Consider the following 22,042-nt stretch of genomic DNA (forward strand, 5'->3'; position numbering starts at 1 on the left):
GTGCGGGAACACCGTCGACATCGTCGGCATCCTCAACCCCACGATCGGCAACACCTGCCTCAACGTCGACGGGGACGACGACCGGCACGACGACCACCACGAGGGCCACAAGAACGCCGACTTCGGCGGCAACCACGGCTGACCCCCGAGGCGACACCCTCTTCGGACGTTCCTCCACGTCCGACACCCGAGACCCCCGCGCCTGCATCCCGCGGGGGTCTCGGCACGCCCGGCCCCACTCCGCACGGCGCGCCCTACACGCCGCACGATCCGGCAGGCGGGAGGCACGCGCGGATGCGGTTGTCGAGCCGGTCCGTGCGCCACATCGGCGCCCGACTCGGCGCCGGGGCATCGGTGACAGCGTTCGTTCGCGTTCGCGTCAAGTGCCGTCGCCAAGGCGTCTGTTCGCGTGTGCGCCGAGGCTCCGTTCTCGCCGCGCGCCGCGATGCCGCTTCGACGCGCCGGGCCGGCGCCGGCCCGGCGCTCGCCCACCAACGCGCGGGCTACGTCGCGACACGGTTGGAACGGGTGATCGCGGGCAACGAAAAGGAACCTCGAACGTCGTTGACACGTCGCCGAGTTGCCCCGGCACGGTGTGCCCGGGTGGGAATGCGGGACAGCGGGGAATCCGCCCGAGCGGGCTCGATGCCCGGCCTCGCGCACGGAACAGGGAGCGGACCATGAGCACGACACGGCCTTCGACCCACGACGCCGGATCCGTGTCCGATCGAAGGCCCCTCGGGCACGGCGCCGATCGGCCGTCACGGGCCGGCGCATTCCTCCGGCCCGACCGGACATTCCTCGGTCTGGCGTCGGCCGTGTGCGTCGTCGCGGCGTACTGCGGCCTGCGACAGGACTGGGAACTCCTGCGCGCAATCGTGGTGATCGCCGTGTTGGTGATCGGCGTCCTGTACATATGCGGCCTGTTCCGGCCGACGGTTCGGTCCGAGCGGCGGCGCTGGTCGCCCCGTACGCGATCGAGCACGCGGTCGCGGCCGGTTTCGTTCGCCGCCGTCGACGCCATGACGGGAACACGCTTCGAGGAACACGTCGCGCAGTTGTGCCGTCGTGATGCCTGCCTCGACGTCGAGGTCAGCGGTGGCGCGGGCGACTTGGGGGCGGACGTCGTGGCTCGGCTCCCCGACGGGCGCAACCTGGTGATCCAGTGCAAGCGGCTCGGCAGGACACGTGCCGTCGGCAGCCCCGATATGCAACGTTTCGTTGGAACCGCGCGGCCCGTGCACGGTGCCGACGTCGCGATACTGGTCACGAACTCCCGGTTCACGGCGCCCGCTCGTCGGCTCGCCCGGACCCAGGACATCGTGACCCTCGACCGGCGGGCACTGGGGCGGTGGATGGCGGGCACCGACCTCGCGACGATACTGCGGAGCGGAGCGGCCGCGCCGGTGGGCTCCACGCCAACCGGCGCGCCGCCGTCCGGTGTAGGCGGTCTGGGAGCATGACAGACAAGCGGTCGATCGTCGTCCCGTCGGGCCGACGGCGCAGCCTTTTTACCGGGAGCGCCAGGACCGGCGAGGTCCGCAAGGCGCCTGCGATGCGCCTCGAACACGAAAAGGCACCGCGGCCGTCGCACCACGCCCGGTCACCCGAATCCCGCGCCCCAACGCTCACCTTCCCCTTACGACGAAGACGTCGGGTCGTGCAGTTGCATCGACTGTTCGGTGACACGTTCCTCGATCGTGATGGCCTCGGCGGTCCGTCCTGCCAGCCGGTATGAGGCGGCGAGGAAACTCCATGCCGTCAGGATGTCCGGGTGTCCCGCGGCGAGGAGGCGCTCGCGCTGCTGTGCGACGCGTTCGCCGATCGTGACGGCCTCGGCGATGCGCCCGGCCAACCAGTACGAGGTGGCGAGGTTGGCCAACGTGTCGAGGGTATGCGGGTGATCCGGGCCCAGAAGACGCTCGCGTTGCTCCGCGACGCGCTCTTCGATGGTGATGGCTTCGCGGGTGCGACCGGCGAGCCGGTACGAGGTCGCCAGGTTGGCCCGCGCGGCGAGGGTCTGTGGGTGTTCCGCGCCCAGACGACAGCGGCTCTGCTCGGCGATGCGTTCGCCGATCGTGATGGCCTCCTCGGTTCGCCCCGCGACCCGATACGTTGTGGCGAGGTCGTCCCACGCGGTGAGGGTCCGGGGGTGTTCCGCGCCCAGGAGAAGTCGGCTCTGTTCGGCTACGAGTTCACCGATCGTGATGGCCTCGCTCGTAAGGCCGGCCGGCCGGTACGCGGCGGCAAGGTGGGCCCACGCGGTGAGGGTGTCGGGGTGTTCCGCACCCAGAAGACGCGTGCGCTGCTCCGCGACGCGTTCGCCGATCGTGATGGCCGCGTCCGTCCACTCCACCAGCCGGTACGCGGCGGCAAGGTGGCCCCGTGCCGTGAGGGTGTCGGGGTGTTCCGCGCCCAACAGCCGCTCGGCGTCGTCGGTTGCACGTCGCCAATGGCACACCGCGGCTGTGTTGAGTCCCATGTGGAGCAGGCTCTCGCCGGCGCGGAAGAGCACCGGATTCGCGCCGGAGTGCCACAGGTCGTCGCCCGTGGTTGTGGTGAGGACGTCGGTGTTGGCACGCAGCACGGCGGTGAGATCGGGGTGGGTGTGGTCGGCGTCCGGCCACAGATTCAGCAACGCGCTCGCGGCCGCCTGGGCGGCGTCCCGGGTGCGGATGGGAAGTTCGGTCTCGCGGGCGGCGCGGGCGGTGAGGGCGTGGAGGCGAACCGCGCGGGGGCCGGCGGCGGATTCGTCGGTGAGGAGGTTGTAGCGGTGCAGCAGCCGGATCACCGCACGCGCTTGGTCGGCGTCGACCCGGGCTGCGCCGGACGGAACTCCGGGACTGCGATGGGCGGTCAGGTAGGCGAGGACGGGAGCCGTACCCCACAGTTCCCGTGGATGACCGGCGGGATCGAGAAGGGCGGCCAGGCGGAGGGCCGGATTTGCCAGTCCTTGGGGTTCTTGGTGTCGGGCGGCGTCCAGGGCGAGTAGGAGTGTGCTGTCGACCTCGCGTCCGTAGCCTTCGGTGTCGGCATGGCGGGGCATGAGATGACCCAGCCGCGTGCGGCTGTCCCGGAAACGGGTGAGGTACTCGGCACAGGTCACGTCCTGAACGATCATGTATGCGGCCGCGTGGGCCAACGCGAGGGGCAGCAGGCCCAGTTCCTCGGCGAGGCCGGCGAGGTGGGCATCGAGGAGGTGGCCGGCGCGGTCGTGGGTGAGGCGTTCGCGTAGGTAGCGGTCGGCCTCGTGCACGGTATAGCCACCGATGTCGACGACGGTACGACTACCACCCGACAGGCGCGGGTCGCGCAAACGGCTGGTTGCCAGCACCCGGCCCTTTCCGGACGGTGAGGTCGGCGGCCACCAAGGGGTGATGCCGTCGGGGTCGGTGATGTCGTCGAGAACGACGAGCCAACTCCGACGGGTGGTGGCCAGCCACGCGGTGAACGCCTTCGCGTCGGCTTCGGCGTCGTCGCCGCCTGCACCGGGCGCGTGGACCAGGTGGGCGGCCCGCGCGTACAGCGCGATCACTCGGGCCGCATCGGCAGCGTCCGCCCACACCACCAACTCGGTTCCTGCGGCGATGGCTTGGCGGGCACAGGACGCGGCGAGCTGGGTCTTGCCGACACCCCCGCCTCCCGAGAACACCTGCGTCGAGACGACGGTCGCCGGGTCGGCGTGCGCCGCGTCGACCGCTGCCCGCGGTTCGGCGCGGCTCTGGAACGCGGTGGCCGGCGCGGGTACGGCGCCCAGGCACAACGGCCACGGCACCGGCTCGCGCGCCTTGACGCTGACGTGGAGTTGGTGGGCGTGGATGCTGCCGGTGTTGGCGAGTCCACCGCCGGTGGCGCTCGCGTCGCCGCTGCCGGCGACCGACACCCCGGTCGGCGCCGCACCGCGGTGGCCGGTCGTCGCCGTTCCGCCACCACGCGCGCGGGCATCCCCCGACGCGACCACGACCGCCGCTGGGTCGCCCGGTCGGCCGGGTTCTCCTGCGGGCAGCCCCGTCCCGGCGGGGGCGGCCTTGCGGCCGCGTCGCCATCGCACCGGAACCTTCCTCCTTGTCGAGCGTACGAACTCCCAGTACACCAGGGCCGGAGGCGTCGTGTTACCCGATTCGGTCCCGCGCGCAACAGCACGGATTGCACACCGCTCCCGACAACCCCACCGAGGGAAGGCATACCTCGCCGGTGGAGGACGGCGACACCGAGGTGCCGGCACGGCTGCGCACGCACACACTCGGCCGGACCCGCACGATGTGGCACGAACAGGCCGCCAGCCTCGGTCTTGCGGCGTGCGGTACCGAAGGCGTCGGCGTGCGGCAGGGTTTTCGGGCGGTCGGACGAGCCTTCGGAAGGCACGTTGTGCGCGATTTGGCGGGCGAGACAAAATCTCACACTCGGCGGCCCTTTTCGCGGGACGGGCGGATACCGCCGTTCCCGTGTCGTATTCCTCCGCGAATGTCGGTCGGTGTGGGACGGAATGGGATTCGGGGGAAAAGGGGCCAGCCCTATGATTGTTGACTTGTTCCGGGCCGGGCGAAACGATACGGGCTCGATGTGGACGACGAAAGGTGAGTACGCGTGCGATCCCATTTGTATCGCGTGATCGGCATTGTTGGGCTTGCCCTGGGTTTGACCCTCGGTGGCATGGGGCCGGTATCCGCGGATCCGCTCGCGGCTCCGGACGGCTTCATGCAGGTGGTCGCTCATCCCGATGACGACCTGTTCTTCATGAATCCCGAACTTCTGGAGGGGATACGGGCGGGGGCGCCGTCGACGACGGTGTACCTCACGGACGGCTGGAAGCAGGACGGGTTGCATCCGCGACAGCAGGGCGCCATGGCCGCCTATGCCGCAATGGCGGAGAAATGGGGCTCCTCGTGGACCGGATCCTCGATCGCCGTGGCCGATGGGCGCGCGGAGGTGTACACGCTCGACGAGCGTGACGATATTCGGTTGGTATTTCTCAACCTGCCTGACGATGATTGCCTGATCCAGCTCCAGAACGGCGAGAGTCCGTTCTGCATCACCAATAATCCGGCTTCGACCGAAACCGGTGTCGACGACAGCTTCACCTATCACCGAGCGGATGTCGTCACCGCGATCCATCAGCTGATCCGCGAATATCGGCCGGCTTCGCTGCGGACCCTGGACGCGTTGCCGGACAATCGCTATCGAACCGACCTCGCCCTCAACGATCATCACGACCACGTCGCTTCGGCGCGATACGCGAACGAGGCGGTCGCCCGCTACAGCGCGTCGGAGAGCGCCAGGTTGTTCGTCACGTCCTACCGGGGCTACAACGTCGGGTCGGGCCCGAACAATCTGGCCGCCGACGATCTGTACAACAAGCGGGCGGCGGTCGGCGCCTACACGGATATCGCGACCGGGGCGCGAGGCGATGAACCCTGGCGCGATCCCGCTCAAGAGCGGTGGTCCAGGGGTTCGAATTGGGTCGGCCGCAATGCGGACGGCACTCTTCAGGCGTTCGCCGTGATCGGCGAGAAGGTCGTCACCTGGCGGCAGTCCACCAATGGCTCGTGGGGCCCGGCGCAGGAGATGCCGTGGCCCGGCGGTCCACTCGCTCCGGGTCTGTCCGTCGCCCCCAACTACGACGGCCGGCTGCAACTGCTCGGCCGTAGGCTCAACGACCATCACATCGTGACGATCCACCAGACCTCGGCCAACGGGAACTTCGCGGCGTCGTGGAGCGACTTCGGCAACCCGAACGACAATCTCGGCGTGGCGAACCGACCGCAGGTGGGCACCCCGATCATGGTCCGCAACGCGGACGGCATGCTCCAGATCTTCGTCAAGAACGGCGGGGGCGGCGTCAGCACCGTCTACCAGGCCGACCCGACGAACGGGTGGTGGGACCTCGATTGGAAGGACATCGGCGGCACCGGGGTCCAGGACGGGCTCAGCGCGGTCCTGAACGACGTCGGCCACATCGAACTGTTCGCCTCCACCATCGTGAACGAAGAGAGCCGGGAGGGACGTCTGGCCACGTGGTACCAGACCGACTCCAAGGGCACGTTCGCGCACAACCCCTACCTGGTCGCGAACAACGTCGCGAGCGCTCCCAGTGCGGTGGTCGGTGGCGGCGGCCCGATCCGGGTCTTCTACCGGGCGGCCGACACCGGTGACGTCGCGGTCGTGAGCCAACTGAACGTCGCCGGCGCCTGGCAACAGACGACAGGGACCCTCGGCAACACCGGCGGAACCCGCAAGCCGCTGGTCGCGTCCGGCTCGGACCGGCGGATCCTGCTGTACACGCGCAACGACGATTCGGGCATCACGCTGGACTGGCAGACCGGTTCCACCTCCGGATCCGGATTCGGCGGGTGGCAGCGAATCCCCGCCACGCTGATCGACTCGCCCGCCGTGGTGGCCCGCGCCGACGGACGGCTGGCCATGTTCCACATCGGCACCGACGGCATGTTGTACTACGCCCACCAGGACGCCGGATCCCCCACCGAGCCATTCTCCGCGTGGAGCCTCATCGGCTGAGCGGCCGTAGGCGGCAGTCACCGTCCGGGCCCGCTCGGCGCCTCGGCTTGCGATCGGCCCCGGATGGGGCGGCGAGAGTCCCCGACCCAACGATCGGGGACTCTCGCCGGTTTCCGGTCGCTCCGCCCGGCGACCGACGACCGACGACCGACGACCGGGTCTACTCGACGACGAGTTCGACCGGGATGTTGCCCCGGGTCGCGTTCGAGTACGGGCAGACCTGGTGGGTGGCCTCGATCAGCGCGCGGCCCTGCTCTGCGGACAGGTGTTCCGGCAACTCCACGCGCAGCGTCACGCTCAGGCCGAACCCGCCGTCGCCGTTGGCGTTCAGGCCGACCTCCGCCGTCACCGAGGCGTCGGCGGCATCCACGTTCCGGCGCTTCGCCACGAGTTGCATCGCACTCGCGAAGCAGGCCGCGTATCCCGCCGCGAACAGTTGCTCGGGGTTGGTCCCGACACCGTCCCCGCCGAGTTCCTTCTGCAGGCCGAGTTCGACGTCGAGTTGCCCGTCGGAGCTCACCGCCCGTCCGTCCCGTCCAGCCGAGGTCGCGATCGCGGTGTAGAGACTCATGGTCCCGCCTTCTCCGAGTAGTGATGGACGCATAGCAGTGGCGAGTGGTAGTAGACAGATCTTTCTGTCTACCGCCCACGTCATCGAATGTAGACAGATCTGTCTGGTATCGTCAAGGTGTGCGTACGACAGCCTCCGACCGCCCCCGCGAGAGTCCGGCCCGCCGCCGGGTCCTGGACACCGCGACCACGCTCTTCTACGCCCACGGCGTGCACGCCGTGGGCGTCGATCGGATCATCGCCGAAGCCGGCGTGGCGAAGGCGACGTTCTACAACCACTTTTCATCCAAGGACGAACTGGTCCACGCGTACCTCGACGAGCAGTACCGCTCGCAGCGTCGCGCGGTCGCGACGCTGCGAGCGGCTTCGGCCGACATGCCGGCGCGCGAAATCCTGCTGCGGCTTTTCGACCTGATGATCGAGATCGGCCGCGCACCCGGCTTCCGCGGGTGTCCGTTCATCAACGCCGCCGCCGAATTCCCGGACACCGCCCACCCGGTGCGCGCCGCCGTCCTCGACCACCGCACCTGGTTCCGCACGATGCTGACCGATCTGCTCACCGCCGCCGGCGACACCCGCCCCCGGGCCACCGCGGACATCCTCATGCTGCTGCGCGACGGCCTGGCCGTCGGCTGTTACCTGGACGACGCCCACACCATGCGCCACATCGTGCGCGACGCCCTGGGCCGTGTACTCGGCCCACCGGGCGACACCGCATAGACGACGCCTCCCCCAACGGCGCGAAACCGCGCACGACGTCCATTCGGCCGACGGAAACTGCGCGAACCGCCGTCGAGGAATGCCAAGCTGGGCACACACGGTCCGAATCCGGTGACCGATGGTGCAGTGCTGGGGGTCCGATGAGTGCGAATACCGATGCGGATGACTGGCTCGATCTGGCGGATGCCATCGAGCTGTTGCGAGTCCAGGTCACCGAGGCCCAGCGGCGCAGCGCCGGCGCAGACGTGCGGTTTCGACTCGGCGAGATCACCGTCGAGTTCGGGATGGAGTTGACCCGGACCAAGGGCGGCGGGGGCGGCCTGCGATTCGGGGTGGCGAGCCTGGACGGGCGAGGCGAGCGGGCGGCGAAGGCCGCGCATCACGTCACGGTTCGGCTGGACCCGCGGCGGGCGGACGGTTCGCCGGTGGACACCGGGGCCGGCGAGGCGGCGGGGTACGCGGACTCGGAGGAGTTCTGACCGCGCACGATCGCGTATCGAGGCATCGGTTCACCGGGAGCGGAGGCCGAAATGTACGGCGACGACGACGAACGGCTCCTCGCTGCGCGGCTCGACGACGTGATCGTCGGCGAGGTGGTGCGCATTCGCACGCCGGGCCGCTATCTCGGGACCGGTTTCCTGGTCGCCGGGGACACCGTGCTCACGTGCGCGCACGTGGTACACGGATGCTCGACGGAACTGTCCGTGTCGCTCGCGGGCGCACGGATCGAGGTCGAGGTGGTGCAGCAGATCCCGACCGAAACCCCCGGCGGGATCTTCCCGTTCCCCGACCTGGCCGAGCTGCGTCTGCGCACCCCCGTCGAGAGCATCGGGGTCTGGCTCGGTGAGCGGCCACCGCTGCGCGGCGACGAGGTGGCCGCCTACGGGTACAGCCGGGAGGGCCTGGAGGGCCTGCGCCTGCCGGAGACCCTCGACCTCGTGGTCGCGGGCCCCAGCGGACGGTTCACCCGGGTCAAGAGCGATCAGGTGCTGCGCGGGTTGAGCGGGTCTCCGGTGCTCGATCCGCGCACCGGCCGGGTCTGTGGCGTGCTCAAGTCGTCCCGGGACGTCGACGACGAGCGCGGCGGCTGGCTGATCCCGATCGGTGCCGTGGCCGCGCATCTGCCCGAGACGGTCCGCCGCAACGCGGACGCGCACGTGCCGGGTACCCGGTGGCGCGACATCGCGGTGCTGCTCGACGCCCGGCAGCAGCGGCTCTTCCGGTCGCACCGCGAGCGGGGCGCGGCGGGCGAACGGCCCGCGACCCCGGCCGGGTTGCTCGCCGGCGACGTGATGCCGTTCGTGGACCGTCCCGAGGTCGCCGAGCTGTACGCGTGGTGCACGAGCGAACCGGACCTGGCGTTGCGGTTGTTGCACGCGCCCGGCGGAGCCGGCAAGACCAGACTCGCGGCGCAGCTGTGTCGCCGTCTTCGGGACGAAGGCTGGAACGCCGGGTTCGTGGCGGTGGGTGCGCCCGCCAAGAAGGCATGGCAGGCCGAGCTCGTCGCCGCGCTGGCCGTGGGGATTCCGGTCCTGGTGGTCCTCGACTACGCGGAGGGCCAAGTGCCGTGCATCTCCGCGTTATTGGAGTACCTGGACAACCATCCCCCGCAACCGTCGCGACTGCGGATCCTGTTGCCGGCCCGTTCGGTCGAGCCGCTGTGGCAGGCGCTGAGCGCGGTTCGCGGGATGCCCGCCGACGCGGACGAGAAGCCGCTCACCGGCCGACTCGATCCGGGCGGGACGAACTCCCTTGCGGCCCTGGCCTTCGAGGTGTTCGCCGAACACCTCGATTGTCGGTGGTTGACCGTTCCCCACACCCTGGACGCCCGGGCGGCCACGGCGGATTCACCGCTGAGCGTGCTCGCGCTCGCACTGGACGCAGTGTTGACCATGCGACAGGGCGATACCTGGACCGAGACCGACGATCCGCTGACACGCATCTCCGAGCACGAGTTGCACGCCTGGTCGGCCCTGCTCAAGGGTCAACTCCCCGAGGGATCGGTGCTCACCGGGACGCTCGGCGCGCTTGTCTCGGAGGGGCTGCTGGTGGTTCCCACCCTGGCCCCGGGGCGGGACCCGGACGAGTTGAAGGCCCTGCTGCTCCGGGTGTGCCGGGGCGCGTTCGCGCTTACCCCCGAGCCGGACGTCTTCGCGGTGTACGCGTGCCTGCGGACGCTCTACCCCGGCGAGGACGCGGGCGTCGCTCCGATGGAGCCCGATCGCATCGGCGAGATCCTGGTGCGTCGGGTGTTCAAGTCGGAGATCAGCTCGGGCAACGTCGTCGCATATCTGGCCGCGATCCTGGATACGCCGGACCGGGCAGCGATCCACGATCGGATCGCCACCGCCGCCCGGACGATCGAGGTATTCGCCCGGGCTCGGGGTTGCACCGGGACCGGGCGGGTCGAAGGGCACCGCGCCTACCAACGGATGGATGCCGCCCTCGCCGCCGCAGCGGAGCACGACCCGGCCGTGCTGCTGCCCGCGCTCGTGGTCGGCGCTGAGGCGTTGCCGCACGCCGAGCCGCTGGGCGCCCTGATGGTGCCGGTACTGGAGACCTGCGATCCGGAGGTACTTCGCGCGGTCGAGGAGCGGCTGCCGGACTATCCCTCGGGCCTGTCCGAGGTGGCCGCGCTGACGTTCGGTCGATTGCTGGAGCCCGCGAGCGCGACGCTCACCGTGGCCGTCCAGGCGGAACAGCTGCGGCTGCTCTCGCGGTTGAGTCTTCGGCTGGGCGACCTGGATGCCCCAGGCAACGGTGAGGCCGCGCTGGATGCCGCCCGCAAGGCCGCACTGCTCGCCGCCGACCTGTATCGACGCACCGGGCGATACGCCACCGAATACGCGGCCGTGCTCAACAACCTGGCCCTGTTGCTGTACCGCAGCGGCGCGGTCACCACCGCGTTGGTGCACGGCCGGGACGCGGTCGAGCGCTATTGGAGGCTGCTTGACGAGGCTCTGACGACGGGCGACGAAGCGCTGTGTTCGTGGCGCCGGCTCGACACGGCGGCGGCATTGAGCACCCTCGTGTCGTTGCGCCTCGCCGACGGTCAGGTCTACGCCGCGGCCGACGAGGCGTCGCGCGCGGTGGCGCTGTGTATGGAGGCGCGGCCCGGAACCCGGCACGACGACACGTTCGTGACGTGCCTGGAGGTGCTGGTCGAGGCCAGGTTCCGGACCGGGGAGGGGGCCGTCACCGCGGCGACCCGGCTCGTCGAGGTGCTGCGGGTGGTGGCCGAGCGGCAGCCCGGACGGTATCTGGCCCGGCTGCCGGAGGGGTTGCACGCGCTGGCGCGCGCCCTGGTCCGAGCGAACCGGGAGCGGGAGGCGTACCTCGTCATGCGCGAGGCCGTCGCGTTGCGTACCGCGTTGCCCGCCGTGGCGTCCGGGCGGGTGATGGCGCAGCGCGACGCCCGGCAGCGCACGCTGTTGCGAGCACTTGCCCAACTTTCCGGTCGCCTCGGGGAATTCGCTTCGGAGCAGGGGATTTGGTTGGCGCGTCTGGCCGTGGAGCACGATCATGACGCGTGACCTTGCTCGCGAATCGCGTATCCGGCGGATCCCGGATGGGAAGGGTGATGGCGACATGCCGATCGACCAGGAGACGCCGGGGTCCCCGGCCCCGATACGAAGGCACAAGGCGATCGAGGTGTTCGGCAACCGCTTCGGCCGGCTCTACAACGACGACGTCCTGTCGCCGGCCGGCCGACCGGGCAAATACCTGCGCTGGCAGTGGGCGCATACCGGCGTGGTGGTGGTGGCTCGGGGACCGGCCGGCATCGCGCTCGTGCCCACCTACCGATATCCGCTGGGCGCGGCCTCGCTGGAATTTCCGCGCGGCGGCTGCGAGGTCGGCGAGAGCCCCGAGGAGGCCGCCGCACGCGAACTGCGCGAGGAGGCCGGATTGATCGCGGTGACGACCCGCGACATCGGCCTCCTGCACGCGGAGACGGGGCTGATCGAGAGTGGGGTACACGTCGTGTCGGCGACCGTCGTCGCCGGGCCGGTCGAGGCGGCCCGGCCCGAGGTGATGGAGTCGGTGGCCGAACCGGTGTGGGTGTCCCACGAGGGCATGTTGGACCTGCTGGGGCAGGGCGGAGTCACGTGTGGGGTCACGCTCGCGGCCTTCGCACTCGTGCTGGCCGCCGATCGCTCACCGACCGATCCGTCGTGACTGCGCCCCTGTCCGGGTCCTGACCCCGCCCCGGTCCGCCCGGATCAGGCCGCGAGGCGTGCTCGCGCGTCGAGGAGGGCCACCGGTTGCCGAGGCGGCTGTTCGGGGTCCTCCTCGTCGGCGCTGGTCACCACGGTCATCGACAGGCTCGTGGACGCGGTCGGTCCCTGCGCTCGGTCCGGTGCGTCCCGAACGGACAACTCCGCGCCGTACCTGGCACTTTGCGGGTCCTCGTGCAGGTCCAGAATCATCTCGTTGCGTTCCGCGCGCAGATGGGCTCCGGCGACGTCGTCGGTATGGGCGAACGTCCGGGTGAATGCCGAGTTCATCCAGGTCGCGAACTCCGTGGCTGCGGCGCCCAAAAGCGCGGTGTCGGGCGCGAGGCCGCGACGCAGTGCGCTCAACTCGCCGATCAGGGCGTTTCGCGCGGGCTGTTCGAGCGCCTCCAGGAGCACGTCCACCGGGAGCCGGGAGAGCAGGAACTCGTTCAACATGGCCGAGGGCAGGCCGGTCAGCCGTAGGACTCGGTGGCTGCGCCGCTCGGGCAGGAGGTCCGGCACGTCGCGCGGGCTCCCCAGGCCGGCGTCGAGCACCTCGGGCAGGGCCTGTCGATAGGACTCCCCCGCCCACTGGTCGACCGATGTCAGGGCGGACAGTACGTCCGCGCTTGCTCCCGGGAATCGCGCGCGGATCGCGAACAGACGGTCCCTGAGCGCCTTGTAGTCCAAGGGCCTCTGTTCCTCGGCCCAGTCCCGGACGTCGCGCAGGACCGCCCGGGCGTCCCCCGTGCGTGCCTCGACGCCGGCCTCGACGCGCAGCAGTACCCCGGTCTTGAACGCGGCCGAGACCATGACCCCGTCGTAGTCGACGGCGTGCGGGTGCGTGAGATCGTCGAGGAAGGCGGCATAGGCCGGTCCGGCCGCGTTGTCCACCCCCTTCGCGGCGAGCACGTCGCGCAGTTCGCGCAGCGTGCATCCCACTCTCCGGGCGACCCGGATGTGCCCTTGATCGAGCAACGGGGTCAGGTCGGACAGCGGAGCGGACCCGGTCGCCGCGATCGGGTCGGCCAGGGGGGTAGTGTTCTCGAACAGGCCTTCCAGTTCGACCTGTTCGGCCTCTTCGGTCGAGAGCAGGGAGCGGAAGTACTTGTTGTTGAGGCTCTGCGAGTCGCCGATCAGGAGCGTGTCGGCGAACAGGACGTGCAGGACCACCCGTGCGCGCAGATCACCGATCCGCGCGATGGGTGAAGACGCGTGCGGGTCGACATCGGACAGGTAGATCCGTTCGGCCACCGTGGATTCGTCCGGCATGGTTCGCCACCTCCGCGTGATACGGAATGTGCAGAGAGCAAACGTAGCAACGAATTCCGGCCGCCACTGAGAATTCCGATGCGATCACGCAGCGTTGCCCAAGCCGGGAGTGCGGGGCGCAGGTCACGGGAGGGTCGGTGGGGGATGTCCTCGGGCTCCGACGTGGCTCGACGGGGCGCAAGGGCGGCGTACCGTCCTTGCACCCCGTCGAAATCGTACGGCCGGCGTGTTGCCGGGTGTTGCTGCCCGAAGGCATCGGCGCACCTCGCCGTGACCCGAAGACTCGCGGCCTCCACCGCGGCCCGTGCCGCGAAGGGTCAGCGCTTCATGCCGTGTTCGATGGCCTCGATGATCCTCGGGCGGAGTTCGGCGGCGCTGATGATGGCGTCCACCGAGCCGACCTCGACCGCGCGGCGGATGCTGTGCACGCGGTCGAACTCGGCGGCCACCTCGCCGACCTTCTCGGCGCGGACGGCGGACTGCACCTCGGCGAGGCGGGCGTTCAGGACCGCTCGCTCGGCGCCCAGGGTGGTCGAGATCTGCGTCTGCAGGTCGGCCACCCGCGGGTCGGTGGCGGTGCGGTTGCCGACCTCGCCGGAGAAGACGACGGCTGCCGCCGGGGCACCGCCCAGGACCGACGCGAAGGAGCCTTCCAGGGCCAGCACGGTCATGTTCGGGTTGAGTGCCTTGGAGAAGACCACGAACGCTCCGCCGTGGTAGCGGGAGATGACGCAGAAGACGATCGGGCCGTCGAAGTTGACGATGGCTCGGCCGATCTCGGCGCCGTACTCCAGCTGCAGCTTGCGCATCGACTCCGGTGAGCCGTCGAACCCGGACAGGTTGGCCAGCACGACCAACGGCCGGTTGCCGGACGCCGCGTTGATCGCCCGCGCGGTCTTCTTCGACGATCGCGGGAAGAGGGTGCCCGCGGTGTAGGTGTCCGGGCCATCGGTGGGCGGGAATCCGCGCCGAGGTACCGCCCGGGACTCGATGCCGATCAGGCAGACGGGCCAACCGCCGATGTGCACGTCCTGGACCGCCGAGGTGTCCGCGTCGGCCATCCCCGCCCAGCGCTCCAGCACCGAGTGGTCCTGGTCGGACAGTGCGCGCATCACGGTGCGGATGTCGAACGGCTTCTTGCGGTCCGGGTTGTGCTCCGCGGAGAAGATCCGGCCGACGGTGGTGAAGTCGCTGTCGACGGCCGGATGCGGGAAGTCGCGGACGTCGCGGTCGATCGGGTCGTTCGTGTGCGCCTTGCGCGGCGTGCTCTCCCCGGGGGCGAGGTAGGTGTGGTCGTAGTGCGCCATCAGCACGTCGCGGGCGGCCGGGAGGTCGGGAGCCCAGTACTGCGCCTGCCCGTTGGGGCCCATCACCCGGTCGTAGCCGCCGATGCCGAAGTTGTCCTCGGCGGAGACACCGCCGGAGAAGTCCAGCGCCTGCTTGCCGGTGAGCACCATCGCCGAGTCGGGCGTCATCACCAGGATGCCCTTGGTGTGCATGAGCATCGTCGCCTCGGCGTTCCAGTACGGCTGCGCGCCGACGGTGATGCCCGCGACCACGATGTTGATCTCGCCGCCGTCCTGGGTGAACGTGACGATCCGCTTGAGCGCGGCCGCGACCCAGTCCATGTTCTCGGTGCCCGAGGTCATCGAGACCCGCGCGCCGGACGACAGCGCGAACCACTCCAGCGGGACGCGCATACACTCGGCCAGGTCGAGCGCGGCGATCACCCGCGAGCACTCCGGCTCGGACAACGCGCCGAGCGACTTCGTCGGGTCGCCGAGCAGCAGCACGCGGGTGACACCCTCGGGATGGCGTTCGGTGGGCGTGGACACGACGCCGGCGACGATCGCCGCGGTGTTCTTGCCCCTGGGCCGGTCCACCGGTACCAGCACGCCTGCCTCGTCGAGGTCGTGCTCGACGAAGTTGCCGTGCGCGCCGGTGAGCATGCCGGTCAGTTCGTACGGATAGACGTTGCCGCGGCGGGCCGCGCGCAGCACCTTCTGCCGGTAGTCGTCCAGCGGGCGCACCGGTTCCGTCGACGGCTCGCCGACGTGCAGGCTCGCGCCGTGACCCGGGTCGAGGGTGATGGTCGCGGCGATCTCGGTCAGTTCGCCGCTGCCGGTGCGCCGGCGGGCCACGAACTGGACCTCCTCGAGCCCGGCGCCGGCGGTGGTCGGCAGGATGCGCTGCACCAGCGCGTTGAGTTCGTCGGCGGTCAGTTCGGTCGACGGCCAGACGTACATCATGATGCGGTTGGTGTCGAAGCGCTTGTTCTGCGGTCGCTGCGCCTGGATGTTGCGAATCGCGTCCAGGCCCGCGGTGATCGCGTCCTCCACCGCCGGCAGCGCGACCAGTCGGCCGTCGGTCTCGCGCAGCGGCGTCAGGTCGCGGACCTGGCCCATCGCGATCAGCCGCTCGTCGGCCGGGTTGCTCTTGGCAACGGCCTTGAACAGGTAGATCTCCTCGTCAACCGAGGGCAGCCGGGTGAGGTCGAACTCGCGCAGCCGCTGCAGTTGCAGTCGCCGCGCGATCTGCGGGTGCAGACCGCGGATCAGCCGGTCCTCGGCGAAGCCGGCCCCGTTCGGGCGGAAGGTGAAGTGGTGGTGCATCACCGCGCCGCTGGTGCCGGCCACGGTGGTGGTGATCCGGCGCACGCCCGCCGGCAGCGGCTGTTCGGCCAGGAGCCGGCCCAGCCGCTCCGCCATCGCCTCGGCGTCCGGCTGGTCCTCCCACGTGAGGTAGAGGTCCGCGACCAAGCCGTGTTCGGCGACGTCGGCGGCGAGCACGCCGACCGCACCGATGGCATCGGGCAGCGCGGCGATGTCGACGGCGGTGGTGACCACCCGGGTCGGGCCCGCCGTACTACCGGTGTGCTCGGCGGTGACGAACCGGCAGCCCGCCTGCTCACGCACGGTGACCTCGGAGAGCCCGCGGTTGCCGTAGTAGCGGCGGGTCAACACCTCCAGCAGCGGCGCGTGGTCGCGGCCCGGCCGGCCGATCCGCTGGCCGATCAGCCGTACCAGCGGCTCGGAGCCGGCCACCATGGTCTGGATGCGCTCGGCGCGGTCCGGCGCGTCCGGGTGCTGGTCCAGGTGGCGCAGTTCGTTGCGTACCCCGGCGTAGACCTTGGCGCGGTTGCGGCGCAGCAGCGGCTGGGCGAACCAGCGGAAGACCACGCCGCGGGCGAGGTCCGACACCGCGGGGAAGCGCACCTGGGTGGCCTCGATCAGGTGTTCCAGGGTGAGTCCGGCGCGCTCGCTGAGCGATTCCAGCGGGGGTGCGCCGGCCAGCCACTGGCGCAGCAGTTCGGACACCAGGGCGACGTCGGTCGACATCCGCTGCTGGGCCAGGAAGATCCGGAAGATCGCGGCTTCCAGCTCGGGGGTGCGGTCCAGGTCGGCGACGCCGTAGTGGCCCAGAACCCGCTCGAGCTTGGTCCGGAACGCCTCGGTGAGGCCGGCGCGTTCGGGGTCCAGGCTCTGCAGGTAGCTGTGGAAGTACTCGCGGGGGCTGTGCACCGGGCTGTCCGGCTCGTCGGGTTCGCCGCCCGGCTTGTTGCGGCTCAGCTCCGACAGGTCGGCGAACACCTTGAGCAGGTCCACCTCGCCCGGCAACGGCCGGTCGCCGAGGTCGGCGCGGGCGGCCAGGTACTCGGACAACACGCGCTTGTGGTCCTGCGGGTCGACGTCGAAGCCCAAGAGCAGGCTGCGCAGGTCCTGGAGGCCGCGCTCGACCCGCGCGGCGGCGGATGCGGGAACGGCCTCGGTGGGCAGGTCGACCTCGATGCTCTCGCCGACGCCCGCGGCCTCCTCGGCGGCGCTTTCGCTGCCTTCCTCGGCAAGCGGCTCCAGGCGCATCAGCGGTGCGCCGGTCTCCACCTGGCTGCCCACCGACACCGGGCATTCGCGGACCCGGGCGCGGAACGGCGCGCGCAGCACCGTTTCCATCTTCATGCTCTCCAGCACCAGGATCGGTGCGCCCGAGGCGACCTCGTCGCCGACCGAGATCGGCGTCGCGACCACCAGCGCGGGTGCGGGAGAGCGTACGACGCCGCCCTCGTCGCGGCTGATCCGGTGGGTGACGCCGTCGACCTCGACCAGGTGGGTCGGGCCGTGCGTGGCCGACACCAGGCGGAAGCGGTGTCCGTTGACCAGGATCCGGCCGCTGTGCGTGTCGAATCGCTCGACCTCGATGTCGGCCGGGTGCGCGGCGGCGCCGCCGCCGAAGATCGCGACGCGGAAACGCTTGTCGCCCACGCGGGCGACGCTCACCCGGTAGCCGACGCCGCGAAGCTTGAGGTCCAGCGGCCGGCCGCTCTCGTGCTGTACCTGCGGGCGGCCGCCGTGCGCGGTGGAGATCAAGCGCTGCCGGCTGATCTCCTCCTCGTCCTGGTATGCCTCGATCGCGGCCGCGGCCAGGGCGATCGCGGAGTGTCGGTGGGTGACCAGGCGACCCTCGGCGCGGACACGGTCGATCCAGCCGGTGTCGGCGCTCGCGTCGATCACCTCGGGCTGGTCGAGCAGGTCGAGCACGAAGCTCTTGTTGGTGACGCCGCCCTCGATGATCACGGTGGTCTCGGCCATCGCCCGGCGCAGCCGGCCCAGCGCCTGTTCGCGGTCGCGGCCGTAGGCGATGATCTTGGCGATCATGGAGTCGAAGTCGGCCGGGATCCGGTCGCCCTCGCTGACGCCGGTGTCGACCCGGATGCCGGGGCCGGCGGGCAGCGCCAGGCGCGTGATGCGGCCGGGCGAGGGAGCGAAGTCGCGGTCCGGGTCCTCGGCGTTGAGCCGGGCCTCGATGGCGTGGCCGAGCTCGGCCGGCTGCGGGCCGGTGAGCTTGCCGCCGTTCGCCACGTGCAGTTGCAGGCGCACCAGGTCGGTGCCGGTGGTGATCTCGGTGATCGGGTGCTCGACCTGGAGTCGGGTGTTGACCTCCAGGAAGGCGAACAGCCTCTCGCCGGGGTGGTAGAGGAATTCGACGGTCGCCGCGCCGCGGTAGTCGACGGCCACCGCGAGCCGCTCGGCGGACGCCTTGAGTTCCGCGGTCTGCTCCGGGTCGAGGACCGGCGAGGCGGACTCCTCGATGATCTTCTGGTTGCGTCGTTGCACCGAGCAGTCGCGCACGCCCAGCGCCCAGGCGGTGCCCTGCCCGTCGGCGATGACCTGCACCTCGACGTGCCGGGCGCCGGTGACCAGGCGCTCCAGGAAGACCACGCCGGAGCCGAACGCGCGCAGCGCCTCCTGGCTGGTGCGCGTGTAGGCGTCGGTCAGGTCCGCGGCCGAGGCGACCATCCGGATCCCGCGCCCGCCGCCGCCCGCGGTGGCCTTGAGCATCAGCGGGTAGCCGATCTCGTCGCCGGCGCGCAGCGCGTCCTCCAGGGTGGCGACCTCACCGCGGCTCCACGGCGCGACCGGGACGCCGACCTCCTCGGCGAGCAGCTTGGCGCCGATCTTGTCGCCGAGCCTGCGCATCGCCTCCGCGCTCGGGCCCACGAAGGTGACGCCGATGCGCTCGCACAGCTCGGCGAACGCCGGGTCCTCGGCGACGAAGCCCCAGCCGACCCAGGCGGCATCGGCGCCGGTCTCCACCAGCGCGCGCTCCAGGGCGGCGTGGTCGAGGTAGGGGCGGGCCGATGCGGGGCCCAGCGGGTAGGCGATGTCGGCCTCCCGGACGAAGGTCGCGTCGCGGTCGGAGTCGGTGTAGAGGGCGACCGTCTCCACCCTCGTCCCCGTTTCCGCCGAAAGATCCCGGACGGCGTGGATGAGCCGCATTGCGGCCTCTCCACGGTTGACGATCGCGACACGACTGAACACCGGCTGAGCCTCCCAAGTACCCACGCGCAGAAGGCGACGTCCGGGTCCCGGAGCGTCGCCTGCACCTATCTATACCCTGCTTGGTTACCGCCGAGTACACCCATGTCCTGCATCGTGCATGCCGGCGCCGCTGCGTTGTAGGGTTCCTACAAAAAGCGGCGCGAGCCACACCGCACGGCCGCCCTTTCGGGCATGGTCTGCGACAACCCGGCCCGGCGGCCTTCGTCCGCACCCTCCGCGGGCCCCGGCTCACCGGCCGGCGGACGCCGACTCGATGACCACCACCCCGGCCCACTCGGGCGGCGTGTCCGGCACGTAGTCGGGATCGTCCTCGTTCCACGACCGACTCGCCTGCCGAGGAAACAGGCCGACCACCGTGCGACACGGCGGTCGCGTGCTCGGCCAGCGCGTCTGGCCGTCGGTCAGCACCACGACCACGTCCGGTCGGGGCTGCGCCCGCAGCGCCTTGGCGAAGCCCGTACGCAGATCCGTACCCCCACCGCCCACCAACGGGATCCCCTCGCTGCTGCACAGCGTATGCGCGATCGTGGCCGCCGCATCGCACGGCACCACGGTGATCAGGTCCCGACGACCACCCACGGCACGGCAGATCGCGGCGACCTCCAGGAGCGCGCTGCCCAGTTCGGCGTCGCTGACCGACCCGGAGGTGTCGATGACCACGGTGACCCGGGGCGGCTTGCGGCGCAGACTCGGGAGCACGACGCCGGGCACACCGACCGAGCGCCGGGACGGCCGGCCGTACGTGTAGTCGTCGCCCGCACCCGCACCGGACGTCGCCGAGCGCACCGCCGCCCCCAACAACTCCCGCCACGGCTGCGGCGGATGGAACGCCTCCTCGGCCCATCGCCGCCACCCCTTGGGCGCGCTCCCCGGTCGGGCCGTGATGCCCTGGGCCACCCGGAACCGCACGGCGTCGCGTTCCTGCGCACTGAGGCCGTGCGCGCCCTCAGGCCCCAGCTCCCAATCGCGTTCCAGCCCGTCGGCGCCGCTGCCGCAGTCCAGCCAGGCCAGGCCCTGGGTGTAGGGGCCGAGCCGGAATTGGCGCAGATAGTCCTCCATGAGCTCGCCCTCGGGCAGCCCCAGCATCGCCGGCTCGACGGCGCCTTCGGGCCGGATCAAGCCGTCACCGAAGGCGTCGTCGTTGATCTCGCAGTCCGCGGCGATGTTCATCCGCAACCGCTCCCCCGGGCCGACCAGCCCACGCTCGCGCGCGACCCGGTCACTGCGCCCGTGATGATCGCGCAGCAGATGCGACACCTCGTGCACCCAGACCGCGGCCAGTTCCTCCGGCGGCGTGCGGTCCACGAACGCCGGCGACACGTAGCACCGCCAGTGCCGGTCGACGGCCATCGTCGGTACGCTCCGCGACTCCACGGTGTGCAGGGCGAACAGCGCCGTCGCCAGGTAGGGGCGGGCCCGGGCGGCATACAGGCGGGCGGCGAAGAGCTTGTCGAGGTCGAGTGGCTTCGGTGCGTCCGGGGGTCTCGGTGTGTCCGCCGTCCTCGGTGCGGCCGGAGACATCGGTGTGCCCGCCGTCCTCGGCGAGTCCGTGGTCGGTGTGTCCGTGGTCGGTGTGTCCGTGGTCATCGAACCGCCTTTGCGGCGTCCGCGGCGCGGGCCGCCGCCCGATCGGCCGTTCGGTCCGCTCGGCGGGACAGGGACACCACTCCGGCAAGGCGTTCGATCGAGGCCGGGACGTCCCAGTCCTCGCGGCGCAGCGAGGCGAGCGTGGTCGCCGGGACGACCACCAGGTCCGGGGCGCCGGTCTCCGTCGCCCGGACCAGCAGCGCCCACGCCGCATCCCAGCGGGACTTCTCCGGGCGCTTGCGAACCGCGTCCACCACACCGTCGAGCACGGCTTGGCGCAGATCGCCGCGCTCGGGAAGGACGGCACCGGCCGGGTCGGCGAGCAGGTCCTCGGGGTCGGGGAGGTCCATCCGATCCAGGCCGGCCAGCAACTCCAGGCCCGGGCCGTCTCCCACCGTGCCTCTGACCAGCATGGAGAGCACCTCGCGGGAGGAACCGGCCGCGGTCGCGAAGGCGATCAGGCACAGCGCCATCTCCCAGCTGCGCGGCGACGGCCACGGTCCGCCCCGACGGCTCTCGTTGCTCGGCAGCCGGTGCACGAGTGCCGGGCGGGCGGCGAGCAGCCCACAGACGGCACGGCGGGCGAACGCCACCGCCTCCGGCAGGCCGGTCGGGTCGAGCCGCGGCAGGGTCGCCATGGGCCAGGTGCCACCGAGCCCGCGGACCACGACGTCGTGGTCGTGGGTCCATTGCAGGTGCACGAATCGGTTGGCCAGGGGGGCGCTCAGTTCCCAGCCGTCGGCCGCCGACGAACGCGGATTGGCGGCGGCCACGATCCGCACCCCGGGCGGCAACCGCAGGGCGCCGATGCGTCGTTCGAGGACGAGGCGGAGCAGGGCGGCCTGTACGGCCGGTGTCGCGGTGGAGAGTTCGTCCAGGAACAGCAGCCCCCGGCCGGCCCGTACCAGGCGCACCGCCCAGTCCGGCGGGGCCATCGGGACACCCTGTTCGGCGGGATCGTCTCCGACGATGGGCAACCCCGAGAAGTCGGACGGTTCGTGCACGCTCGCGATCACCGTGGTCAGCGGAAGGTCCAGGGCTGCGGCGAGTTGGGTCAGGGCCGCCGTCTTGCCGATGCCCGGCTCGCCCCACAGGAGTACGGGCAGGTCGGCGGCCACGGCCAGGGTCAGGGCCTCCAGTCGGGTGTCGGGGCGCGGTTCGGTGGCAGCGTCGCGCAGGAGGGCCAACAGGGCGCCGGCGACGTCGAGTTGGGGGGTGTGGTGGGGCGGGTCGGACACGAGGCGGGGCGCGGTCGTGTCGGTGGGCCGAGCGTCGGCGGTGGGTGGGCTGTACGGGGTGTATGTGGGCATGTCTTTGGTCACCTTT

13 protein-coding genes are annotated in these 22,042 nt (G+C 71.0%); 7 read left to right on the forward strand and 6 right to left on the reverse strand.

Annotated features, from left to right (window positions below; all coding sequences use genetic code 11):
- Positions 1-142, forward strand: a 142-nt coding sequence (locus tag ABZS54_RS25495) for a chaplin family protein (protein WP_355540524.1), incomplete at its 5' end; no start/stop codon positions are given.
- A gap of 676 nt (positions 143-818) precedes the next feature.
- Complete coding sequence (locus ABZS54_RS25500; RefSeq protein WP_355540446.1) at positions 819-1,463, forward strand: restriction endonuclease; 645 nt, start codon at positions 819-821, stop codon at positions 1,461-1,463.
- 176 nt (positions 1,464-1,639) lie between these two features.
- Here ABZS54_RS25500 and ABZS54_RS25505 read toward each other — a convergent pair whose 3' ends face one another.
- On the reverse strand, positions 1,640-4,051 hold the full coding sequence (locus tag ABZS54_RS25505; RefSeq protein WP_355540449.1) for a tetratricopeptide repeat protein: 2,412 nt from the start codon (positions 4,049-4,051) through the stop codon (positions 1,640-1,642).
- A 602-nt stretch (positions 4,052-4,653) separates the two neighbouring features.
- Between ABZS54_RS25505 and ABZS54_RS25510 the strand changes: the two genes are divergently transcribed.
- The gene (locus tag ABZS54_RS25510) at positions 4,654-6,516 is read left to right on the forward strand and encodes a PIG-L family deacetylase (protein WP_355540452.1); all 1,863 of its coding nucleotides are present in this window, start codon (positions 4,654-4,656) and stop codon (positions 6,514-6,516) included.
- 160 nt (positions 6,517-6,676) lie between these two features.
- Here ABZS54_RS25510 and ABZS54_RS25515 read toward each other — a convergent pair whose 3' ends face one another.
- A complete protein-coding gene (locus ABZS54_RS25515; RefSeq protein ID WP_355540455.1) occupies positions 6,677-7,087 on the reverse strand; it encodes an organic hydroperoxide resistance protein in 411 nt (136 codons plus the stop codon).
- A gap of 119 nt (positions 7,088-7,206) precedes the next feature.
- On the opposite strand from ABZS54_RS25515, the gene ABZS54_RS25520 reads away from it, so the two are divergent.
- The 4 genes from ABZS54_RS25520 to ABZS54_RS25535 all read left to right on the forward strand — a co-directional run bounded on the left by ABZS54_RS25520 (position 7,207) and on the right by ABZS54_RS25535 (position 11,982).
- Positions 7,207-7,806 carry a TetR/AcrR family transcriptional regulator gene (locus ABZS54_RS25520; protein WP_355540458.1) on the forward strand — a complete coding sequence of 200 codons (600 nt, stop codon included), beginning with the start codon at positions 7,207-7,209 and terminating at the stop codon, positions 7,804-7,806.
- Between the two features lie 140 nt (positions 7,807-7,946).
- Complete coding sequence (locus ABZS54_RS25525) at positions 7,947-8,285, forward strand: trypco2 family protein (protein WP_355540461.1); 339 nt, start codon at positions 7,947-7,949, stop codon at positions 8,283-8,285.
- 51 nt (positions 8,286-8,336) lie between these two features.
- Positions 8,337-11,339 carry a serine protease gene (locus ABZS54_RS25530; protein WP_355540464.1) on the forward strand — a complete coding sequence of 1,001 codons (3,003 nt, stop codon included), beginning with the start codon at positions 8,337-8,339 and terminating at the stop codon, positions 11,337-11,339.
- A gap of 55 nt (positions 11,340-11,394) precedes the next feature.
- Positions 11,395-11,982 (forward strand): NUDIX hydrolase, encoded by a 588-nt coding sequence (locus ABZS54_RS25535; protein WP_355540467.1) that lies wholly within the window; start codon positions 11,395-11,397, stop codon positions 11,980-11,982.
- 44 nt (positions 11,983-12,026) lie between these two features.
- Here the strand turns inward: ABZS54_RS25535 and ABZS54_RS25540 are convergent, their stop codons facing one another.
- The 4 genes from ABZS54_RS25540 to ABZS54_RS25555 form a co-directional block, all read right to left on the reverse strand.
- The gene (locus ABZS54_RS25540; protein WP_355540470.1) at positions 12,027-13,292 is read right to left on the reverse strand and encodes a hypothetical protein; all 1,266 of its coding nucleotides are present in this window, start codon (positions 13,290-13,292) and stop codon (positions 12,027-12,029) included.
- Positions 13,293-13,609: 317 nt separating this feature from the next.
- On the reverse strand, positions 13,610-19,132 hold the full coding sequence (locus ABZS54_RS25545; RefSeq protein WP_355540473.1) for a biotin carboxylase N-terminal domain-containing protein: 5,523 nt from the start codon (positions 19,130-19,132) through the stop codon (positions 13,610-13,612).
- A gap of 225 nt (positions 19,133-19,357) precedes the next feature.
- Positions 19,358-20,650 (reverse strand): VWA-like domain-containing protein, encoded by a 1,293-nt coding sequence (locus ABZS54_RS25550; RefSeq protein ID WP_355540527.1) that lies wholly within the window; start codon positions 20,648-20,650, stop codon positions 19,358-19,360.
- 62 nt (positions 20,651-20,712) lie between these two features.
- Positions 20,713-22,026 (reverse strand): AAA family ATPase, encoded by a 1,314-nt coding sequence (locus ABZS54_RS25555; protein ID WP_355540476.1) that lies wholly within the window; start codon positions 22,024-22,026, stop codon positions 20,713-20,715.
- Positions 22,027-22,042: the final 16 nt, after the last annotated feature.

The sequence above is a fragment of the Embleya sp. NPDC005575 genome, from assembly GCF_040605455.1.
Taxonomy (GTDB): domain Bacteria; phylum Actinomycetota; class Actinomycetes; order Streptomycetales; family Streptomycetaceae; genus Embleya.